Here is an 8,892-nt window from a genome sequence, read left to right on the forward strand (position 1 = left end):
GAACACACAAATTTCAAGCCCGGATTTTGTGCAGTGTTTCGCAGACGCAGACGGCCCCGCACCGCGCAGGCGGTACGGGGCCGAAAAAGATCAGGACAGCACAAAGTGCATGGGGCGCAGCGTCTGCACGGCGGCATCGGCGCCCTGCACCGAGAGGGAGATCCGCGGGTCCGCCGGATAAAACCGGGTCGAGAACACCGTGGCGCCGCCGTCGGCGTAAAACTCCAGCGAGGAACGGTCCGCCACCAGGTCGAGGGTCAGCGGCCCGCCGCAGCGCGCCCGGCGGATCGTGCGGCCGCCGCCCAGCGCCTCGTCGCGGAAGCGCAGGGCCAGCAGGCCGCCGCTTCGCTCAAACTGCACGCCATCGGCCAGGGTCAGCGCAAAGTCGCCCGGGGCGGTCATCCGCAGCCGGAAGGGCAGCGGCAGCGTGTGGGTGCTGCCCGCCGGCAGGTCGAGCGGTGCGCCCTCGGCCAGCGCGTCCAGCTCCCGGGCGGGGCGCTGGCACAGCCCGCCGGGGCCGGCCGTGAGTTCCCGGGGCAGGGTCAGGCAGTGCTGCCAGCCCAAGGCGGCGGTGGGGTTGCGGTAGTCGGCGTCGGGCATGCCCATCCAGCCGATCAGCAGCGTCCGGCCGTCCGGCGTCCGCAGCGTCTGGGGCGCATAGAAATCAAACCCCTTGTCCCACTCGGCAAAGGCGGTCAGGGTGCCGGTCTCCCAATCGCCGTCCAGCCCAAAATAGCCGCTCTGGTAGCGGTTCTGGTTCTCGGTCTCGCCGTGGGGCAGCCCCTGGGGACAGACGCTCAGCCACCGGCGGCCGTCCAGCCGGAACCCGTCGGGACACTCCCACATGTAGCCGAAGGCGGGCCGGGGCTCCAGCACCCGGGCCAGCGTCCAGGCAAGGCCGTCGCGGCTGCGGTAGAGCAGCGCCCGCCCGGCATCCTGCAGGCTGCGGGCGCCGAGCAGCAGGTACCAGGCCTGCGCTTCCCGCCAGACCTTGGGGTCCCGCACATGCAGCGAGCAGTCGGCGGGGTAGTCGGCGTTGGCCATCAGCCGCCGCTTGGGCCCCGTCCGGATGCCGTCGGGGGTCTCTGCGAGCAGGGTGTTGGAATCCCGGCCGGTGTGGGTGTAGTCGTGGGGGCCGGGGTGCTTGACGTTGCCGGTATAGTAGAGCCGCAGCACATCGCCGCAGGGCACCGCACAGCCCGAGTAGGCGCCGCTGCAGTCCCACGGCGTGTCGGGCAGAAGGGTGGAACCCGTAAAGGTCCAGTGCAGCAGGTCGGGACTCTGCCAGTGCCCCCAGCCCTTGGGGGTGCGGCCGTCCGTGCTGTCGGGCGCGTACTGGAAAAAGACATGGTACAGCCCATGAAAAAAGCAGAGCCCGTTGGGGTCGTTGAGCCAGCCCTGCGGCGGTTCCAGATGAAGCACTTGACGCCAGTCTGCCATGGAGACCTCCTTGGTGATCCGCAGCGCGGGGCAAAAACGCCCGGCTGCCGGAAATTTCTTTTCAGTATAGCAAAAGCGGCGGCCGGATGCAAGGACCGGCGGCCCGGCATACAAAAAGCCCCCTTCCCGGGGGAAGGGGGCAGCGGTCAGCCCAGCGTGTGCCAGGTCAGATCGAAGGTCGCGGGGCCCTCGCTGTGCAGCGAGATGCCGTCCGCCTCGGCGGGGGTGTCCAGCAGGGCCGTCAGCACCCGCTCGCCGTCGTTGATGAACAGTTCGAGGCAATCCCCGTCCAGGATCAGCCGCAGCGTCAGCCGGCCGTTGCGCGGCGCGGCCTTGACCCGGCGCAGGTGGGGGATGTCCCGGCGGCTGCCGCAGCCGCTGCGGTCAAAGAGCAGCTCCCCGTAAAGGGGGCTCCATTCGATCCGGGTGCAGAACCGCTCGTTCTGCGCGGCGCAGAGGGTGAGCCGGCGGCAGTCCGGGCTGGCCGCGGCGTCCACCGTCACGGTCAGGTCAAGGCGCCGTCCGGCCAGGCCGTCGTACCCGGCGTCGCCGTCCAGCGTTTCCCGGCGGCGGCAGGTGTTCTGCCACAGCATCCCGAGTTCCCGCACGGGGCGCTGGCAGAGCCGGCCCTCCCGCACAAAGAGCTCCCGGGGCATCGTCATCCGGCCGAACCACCGGTGACGGCGCGGCGCCTCGTTGACGGTCGCCCAGTTCTCCATCCAGGCCACCATCACCCGGCGCCCGTCCGGCGTCAGCAGCGTCTGGGGGGCATAGAAGTCGGTGCCGTAGTCCACCGGCTGGACCGCCTCCCGCGTGAAGCGGGCCTGCGCCTTGTCGTAGCTTCCCAGCAGCGCCACCGTGCCGAACCCCGGGTGGAATTCCCCGTCGGGGCTGGCCTGCATCTCCTGCGGGCTGACCAGCAGCACCTGCCGGCCGTCCAGCGCGAAGAAATCGGGACATTCCCACATCCGGCCGTATTCGCGGCGGCAGGCGTCCAGCGTCGTGCGGTAGGTCCAGCGGCGGGCATCGGGACTCTCATAGAGCAGGATGCGTCCCTGGTCGTCGGCGTCCCGGGTGGAAACCACGCAGAGATACCGGCCGTCCTCGTACCAGATTTTCGGGTCCCGGAAATCCGCGGCACTGCCGCCCTCGGGCAGCAGCGACTGCCCGATGACCGGGTTGGCGGCATCCTTCACAAAGTCGGTGCCGTCGCCCGCGGCCAGGCATTGCAGCTGCAGCACGCCGCCCTGGCCGTCGTCCTGCACGCCGGTGTAGAGCAGCAGCAGGCGGCCGTCGGGGGCCGGCACCGCCGTGCCGGAAAAGCAGCCTTTGGCGTCGGCGGGCGTGTCGGGGGCCAGCGCACAGGGGCGGTAGTCCCAGTGCAGGAAATCGGTGGTCACGGCGTGGCCCCAGTGCATCGGACCCCAGACCGTGTCGTAGGGGTGATACTGGTAAAACAGATGGTAGGCGCCCTGATAGCAGCAAAAGCCGTTGGGGTCGTTCATCCAGCCCGTCCGGGGCGTCAGGTGAAACAAAGGACGGTCATCGGCGGGAATGGCATTGCCTTCCCGGGCCTCGTAGATGCGGGCTTCCTCCAGTTTGGTCGGCATCGGGGAAGAACCTCTCTTTCGGATCAGATGTAGGGATCAGGCGGCGTTTTCGGGGGTGGCGGTCTGCGCCTCGCCGGCCGTCTGCACATAGCGGTCATAGGCGGCCTGGTAGGTGTCCAGCAGCTCCTGCATACCGTAGCTGTTCAGGTTTTCCTTGTAGGCGTTCCAGGTCTCGTCGGTGATGCCGCCGTCGCGCAGCCAGGTGGCTTCCTGCTCGGCGACAAAGTTCTCAAAGTCAACGCGCCACTTGTCGATGGTGTCCAGCTCGTCCTCGGTGTAGACGCAGTCGATCGGGTAGCAGGTGGTATCCTTCACAAAGGGCATCCAGTAGTCGTACAGGTCGGACAGACGCTCGATGGCGCGGGGCTCCATCTCAAAGGTGGTGGCGTAGTAGTCCGACAGGATCAGCTTGGGTCCGTACACTTCGTACTCGCTCTTGACTTCGCCGGCGCTCTTGCCGAACTTCTGCTGGGCTTCCTCGTCCGAGATGCTCTGCCACAGGCCGTTCTCGTCCTGCTCGGTGAAGTAGGTGCCGATGGGGCCGTACTGCAGCTGCATGACGTTCTCGGGGTCATACCACTGGTCATAGAACTTCAGCAGGTTGATCGGGCTTTCGCAGGCGGAGGTGATGCTCAGGTTGCCCGAGTTGATGCCGCCGCCGTCGCGGACCGTCACGTTGTAGGTGCCGTCGGGGCCGGCCAGGACCGGCAGGAAGACATAGTCGTCGGCGTAGTCGCCCATGAGCTCCTCGATGTACCACCAGGTGGCGACACCGACCTCACCCTGGGAGCACTTGGCCATGTACTGGGTGTCGGTCTGGCTGAAGGCTTCCTGGTCGATCAGGCCCTCGGCGAACCAGTTGTGGAAGTATTCCAGCGCGGCGCGGTAGTTGTCGTCATCGCTGACAAAGTTCACGGTGCCGTCCGGCTGCAGCAGCAGGTCGGCGCAGATGTCGTTGGTCCAGTTCGTGAAGCCGAAGCCCGCATAGAAGATGTTCTGGCCCCAGCACCACTGGTCGATGCCGAAGCTCATCGGAATCGTCGAGCCGGGATCGTTGCCGTAGTAGGTGGCGCTCATGTCGTTGTCCTTGAAGGCCTTGAGCACGTCGTGGAGTTCATCCAGCGTGGTGGGGACCTGCAGGCCCAGCGCATCCAGCCATGCCTTGTTGATCATCGAATACTGCGGGATCGTGTAGATGTTGTAGTCCTCGTCCTTGCCGATGCCGGCGGTGCCCATCTGTTCGCCGGCCGGCAGGCCGTAGATGCAGCCGTCGTCCATCGTGATGGCGGCGCGGATGTCGGGGTGCTCCTCGAGGATCTTGGTCAGGTTGGGCATGTACTCCTCGGTGATGTAGGGCGTCAGGTCAATGAAGGTGCCGTCCTCGCCGTAGTTGGTCAGGTCGTAGTTGGAGAAGCCGACGGCGTTGAAGGCGTCGGGCAGGTCGTTGCCGGCGATGCGGATGTTGACCTGCTCGGTCAGCGAGTCGCTCATCGTGTCCCAGGTGATCGAGATGCCGGCATTGTCGGCCATCGTGTTGAGCACCTCGTTGGAATCGTAGCCGCCCGACAGCGCCGAGATGCCGCTGATGATGTTGAACGAGGTCTGGTCGGTGTTGGTGTTGACGGTTCCGGGCTCGACGGTGTTGGTCTTGCCGCCGCCGCAGCCGGCCAGGCCGGCGGTGATGCCCAGCAGCGCCGCAATGGCGCCGATGCGTTTGGTGGATGTTTTCATGACGTTTTCTCCTTTGTTATGTGGTGGGAACGGTTCCCTCAAACGACTTGCGGATCAGCCCTTGACGGCGCCCGCCATAAAGCCCTGCTCGAAGTATTTCTGCACGAAGGGATAGACGATCAGCATGGGGGCGGCGGCCACGATGATGGAGGCGAACTTGATCATCTCGGTCAGCTTGTTCAGCTCGGCGTACCCGCCCGAGATCATGCTGGCCTGGCTGGCCGAGGTCTCGCTGGCGATCAGGATGTTGCGCAGCACCAGCGGCAGCGGGGCGCGGCCCTCGCCGGTCATGTAGATCAGGGCGGTGAACCAGTCGTTCCAGTAGGCCACCATGCTGAACACGACCATGACCGCCATGATCGGCTTGGAGAGCGGAATGATGATGTTCCAGAAAATCCGCAGCTTGGACGCGCCGTCGATGGCGGCGGCCTCCTTGAGTTCCTTGGGGATGCTGGTCTCAAAGAAGTTGCGGGCGATGATCATGTTGGACACCGCCACGCCGCCGGGCAGGAACATCGCCCAGATCGTGTTGATGAGGCCGGTGTCGCGGACAATCAGGTAGGTGGGGATCAGACCGCCGCCGAAATACATCGTGATGACGAAAAAGATGTTGAAGAATTTCCGGCCCGGCAGATCGGGGTTGGACAGCGGATAGGCCGTGATGTAGATCATGACCACCGAGAAGACGGTGCCGACGACGGTGTATTTGATGCTGTTCCAGTAGCCCAGCAGGATGCTGTCATCCGAGAACACCGCCGCGTAGCCCTTGAGGGTGAACTGGCTGGGCAGCCAGAAGGTCTTGCCGGCGTAGACGTCATACGGGTCGGACACCGAGGCGACCAGGATATAGTACAGCGGATAGGCGACGACCAGCAGGATGGCCACCGACAGCACCACCAGCACCACATCGCTGGCGCGGTCGGACAGGCCGCCCGGACGCTTGCCCAGAGTTTTGGAATTGGCAGACATGGGGACCCCTCCTTCAGACAAACTGCACGTCGCTGGCCTTTTTGGCGATGCGGCTGACAATGATCAACAACACGATGTTGACGGCGGTATTGAACAGGCCGATGGCGGTGGAGTAACTGTATTCGGCGTGTTGGATACCTTGTTCGTACACATAGACGGCGATGATGTCGCTGGTGGCCTTGTTCAGGTCGGTCTGCAGCAGGAAGACCTTTTCAAAGCCGATGTTCATGAGGTTGGACGCGCTCAGGATCAGCTGCAATACGGCCATCGGCACCAGCGCGGGCAGGTCGATGTGCAGGATGCGCTGGAACACCGACGCGCCGTCCACCTTGGCGGCCTCATACAGCGCGGTGTCCACGCTGGAAAGCGTCGCCAGATAGATGATGGTGCCCCACCCGGCTTCCTGCCAGATGCCGCTGGCCACATAGATCGTGCGGAACATCGTGCTCTGGTTCAGGAAGTCGATGCTGGTCCCGAAGATCAGGTTGATCAGGCCGCCCGACGGGCTCAGGAAGATGCGGAGCATGCCGCAGATGATCATCGTCGAGATGAAGTGCGGCGCGTAGAGCACCGTCTGGACGACCCGCTTGAGCCGGTGAAACCGCAGCTGGTTGAGCGCCAGCGCCAGGATGATCGGCACCGGGAAGCTCCACAGCAGGCTGTACAGGCTCAGCAGAACGGTGTTCTTGATCATCCGCCAGCAGTTCGGGGAGGAGAAGAACTCCTCAAACCATTGCATGCCCACCCACTCGCTGCCGGTGATGCCGCGGCTTGCCTTGAAGTCGCGGAAGGCAATCTGGATGCCGTACATGGGCCCGTACTTGTAGACGATCGTGATGATGACCGGGATGAGCAGCAGCAGATAGAGCTGCCAGTTCTCCCGCATACGCCGCCACAGCTTTTTCCCGCGCGGCTGCCTGCCCTGGACGGCGACGGTGGCCGTGGCGCTGTTGGATGCGGCACGCTGTTTGTTCATGACGGATTCCTCCTTCTTGTTGAACCGATTCATGAATCGTTTCATGTATCCTGTGAAATCAAAATACCACGCCTACCCCCAAAAGTCAATGCGTTTTGGCGGAAAAAACTGCGTATTCTTATGATTTTGGCGTTTTGTACAATCCGCGGCAGCGCCGCTTGTGGAGATTGACCGGGGAGGACGCCGCGTGAAATCCACGATAATTTCATGAAACTATCTTTACAAATCACATGAAACGATGTATAATGAATCACAGAAAAACCAGAAGCTGTGAGGTGAATTCTTATGAAAGGAGAAAAACAGGCCGCGACGATGAGCGATGTGGCCCGCGAGGCCGGCGTCGCGCTGGGCACGGTATCCAAGGTCATCAACGGGCTGCCGGTCGGCGAGAGCTACCGCCTGCGGGTCGAGGCCGCGGTCCGCAAACTCAACTACCAGGTCAACCCCAGCGCCAAGGCGCTCAAGAGCAACCGCACCCGCACGATTGCGCTGATCATTCCCAACACCATCACGCCGTTCTTTGCGCTGCTGACCCACTACGTCAATATGGCGCTCGAGAAGCGCGGCTATAAAATGATGCTCTGCTTTACCGAGTATGACCGCGACCGTGAGCAGGAGTTCATCAGCATGGTCGTGCACAACCGGGTGGACGGCATCATCGCGCTGACCTACAATCCCAAGCTCAGCATCCCGGCGGGCATCCCCTTTGTGACGATTGACCGGTTTTTCAATGTATCGGTGCCCTGCGTCGCGTCGGACAACTTCGGCGGCGGGCAGATGGCCGCCCGGAAACTCGCCGAGCTGGGCTGCCGGCATGTGGCCTGCCTGCGCACCGGGTCCTCGCTGACCAACGAGCCGAGCAAGCGCAAGGACGGGTTTGTCAGCGGCTGCATGGAGGCCGGGCTGCCCTTTGAGATGTGCAACCTTCCCGACGGGTCGCCGCTGTCCGCCTTCGAGGTGTTCCTCCACCACAACCTGCTCGAGACCGACCAGCCGCTGGACGGGCTGTTCTGCGGCACCGACCAGATGGCCTGGCAGGCCATCAAGATGGTGCGGGCGATGGGACTCCGCGTGCCGGAGGATGTGCAGGTCATCGGCTTTGACGGGGTGCGGATGTTCGGCGATCAGGATTACATCTGTTCCACCATCGTCCAGCCGGTGCCCGACCTGGCCGAAATGGCGGTCAGCATGGTGCTGTCCAAGGACTTCACCGGCCTGCCGCCGCTCGTCTGCCTGCCGGTGCGGTACCAGCCCGGCGGCACCACGCGGGACAGCCAGCCCGACGTATCATAAAAAGGAGAGGACCGGAACATGAATCTCTTTCGTCCCTATCAGATGGGGGAGCCGCAGCGCGACGCGCGCGGCCGGCTCATCGGCATCGACCGCTACCAGGACGTGCTGGGCCGCAGCTGGAAGCGGTTCTTCCTCACCGGCCTGGTCACTCTGCTGGGCTGTCTGCCGCTGGCGCTCGGGGTGGGGTATGCCATCCTCAGCAGCAGCGTGCTGGTGCTGCTGCCCGCCGGCCTGATCGGCGGCGCCATCGCGGGGCCGTTCCTGGCCTGCCTGTATGACACCATCCTGCGCGCCATGCGGGATGCCCCCGGCAGCTGGGCGCACAACTACAGGCGCAGCCTGACCCAGAACGCCCGGGCCGCCCTGCTGCCCGGCGCCCTGACCGGGCTGTTCCTCGGCGCGGCGGCCTTTGCGGGGATGCTGCTCTTCTTCTGGAGCACCGTCCGCCCCACCGCCGTGACCGTCCTGGTCTATCTGTTCAGCTGGCTGGTCTTTCTCGTGCTGTCCACGCTGTACTGGCCGCAGCTCGTCCTGTTCGACCAGCGCCCCGTCGTGCGGCTGCGCAATGCGCTGCTCTTCACCGTCCGGTATTTCTGGCCCACGGTGGGCGCGGCGCTGCTCCAGCTGGTCTGGTGGGCCTTCTTTGCCCTGTTTGCCCCCTGGACGCTGCTGCTGATGCCCTTTGTGGGGGTCTGGTTTGACCTGTTTGTGGCGCTGTTCCTGCTGTACGACCGCCTCGACGAGGCGTTTGCGATCGAAGAAAGCATTGCGCGGGCCTTCCCCGAACAGGCCCGCCCCGACGAACGATAAGGAGGATCTCATGAAAGACGTTGTCGCATTGGGCGAACTGCTCATTGATTTTGCGCCGGTCTC

Annotated in this window: 7 protein-coding genes; 2 read left to right on the plus strand and 5 right to left on the minus strand. The window is 64.3% G+C overall.

All coding sequences use genetic code 11. The annotated features are described in order from the left end of the window. Window positions 1-90: 90 nt before the first annotated feature. From U0L91_RS11845 to U0L91_RS11865, 5 genes are all read right to left on the minus strand, one after another. A complete protein-coding gene (locus tag U0L91_RS11845; RefSeq protein WP_330047205.1) occupies window positions 91-1,440 on the minus strand; it encodes a glycoside hydrolase family 32 protein in 1,350 nt (449 codons plus the stop codon). Window positions 1,441-1,586: 146 nt separating this feature from the next. Next, a complete protein-coding gene (locus U0L91_RS11850; RefSeq protein WP_330047206.1) occupies window positions 1,587-3,050 on the minus strand; it encodes a glycoside hydrolase family 32 protein in 1,464 nt (487 codons plus the stop codon). Window positions 3,051-3,086: 36 nt separating this feature from the next. Further along, a complete protein-coding gene (locus U0L91_RS11855) occupies window positions 3,087-4,781 on the minus strand; it encodes a type 2 periplasmic-binding domain-containing protein (RefSeq protein WP_330047208.1) in 1,695 nt (564 codons plus the stop codon). A gap of 54 nt (window positions 4,782-4,835) precedes the next feature. Further along, window positions 4,836-5,750, minus strand: coding sequence for a carbohydrate ABC transporter permease (locus U0L91_RS11860; protein ID WP_330047210.1), 915 nt, complete (start codon window positions 5,748-5,750; stop codon window positions 4,836-4,838). 13 nt (window positions 5,751-5,763) lie between these two features. Continuing rightward, window positions 5,764-6,726, minus strand: coding sequence for an ABC transporter permease (locus U0L91_RS11865; protein WP_330047212.1), 963 nt, complete (start codon window positions 6,724-6,726; stop codon window positions 5,764-5,766). Window positions 6,727-7,011: 285 nt separating this feature from the next. Here U0L91_RS11865 and U0L91_RS11870 point away from each other — a divergent pair, with 285 nt between their 5' ends. Together U0L91_RS11870 and U0L91_RS11875 are read left to right on the plus strand one after the other, a co-directional pair. Beyond that, entirely contained in the window at window positions 7,012-8,019 is a 1,008-nt protein-coding gene (locus U0L91_RS11870; RefSeq protein WP_330047213.1) for a LacI family DNA-binding transcriptional regulator, read from the plus strand. Between the two features lie 18 nt (window positions 8,020-8,037). Continuing rightward, on the plus strand, window positions 8,038-8,829 hold the full coding sequence (locus U0L91_RS11875; protein ID WP_330047214.1) for a hypothetical protein: 792 nt from the start codon (window positions 8,038-8,040) through the stop codon (window positions 8,827-8,829). The last annotated feature ends 63 nt before the right edge of the window (window positions 8,830-8,892 follow it).

Origin of the sequence: Gemmiger sp., assembly GCF_036306485.1 — a bacterium.
In the GTDB taxonomy this organism is placed as follows: Bacteria; Bacillota; Clostridia; order Oscillospirales; family Ruminococcaceae; genus Gemmiger.